Annotated in this window: 1 protein-coding gene; it reads left to right on the top strand. The window is 73.6% G+C overall.

All coding sequences use genetic code 11. The annotated features are described in order from the left end of the window. Positions 1–208 (top strand): alpha/beta fold hydrolase (locus B2W70_RS17100; protein ID WP_286747635.1); only part of this gene is annotated, 208 nt, incomplete at both ends.

The raw sequence follows: 208 nt of genomic DNA, 5'->3' as shown, positions 1-208 counted from the left end.
GCAGACGCGCCCCAAGCTGCACGCCACCCTCCGCGAGCCCCGCAGCGGCGAGTACACGCACACCGTGGTGCTCAGCCACGCGCTGGGGCAAGACGGCTCGATGTGGGACCAGGTGGCCAACGAGCTGGCGCGCACCTGCCGTGTCATCTGCCCGGACACGCGCGGCCACGGCCGCTCGCAGATCCCCGCCGAGCCGCTGACGCTGACC

Source organism: Aquabacterium sp. UBA2148 (genome assembly GCF_002328915.1).
Lineage (GTDB): Bacteria > Pseudomonadota > Gammaproteobacteria > Burkholderiales > Burkholderiaceae_C > Aquabacterium > Aquabacterium parvum.
The sequence above is the reverse complement of the archived record's forward strand: the minus strand, read 5'-3'. Positions and strand labels throughout refer to the sequence as shown.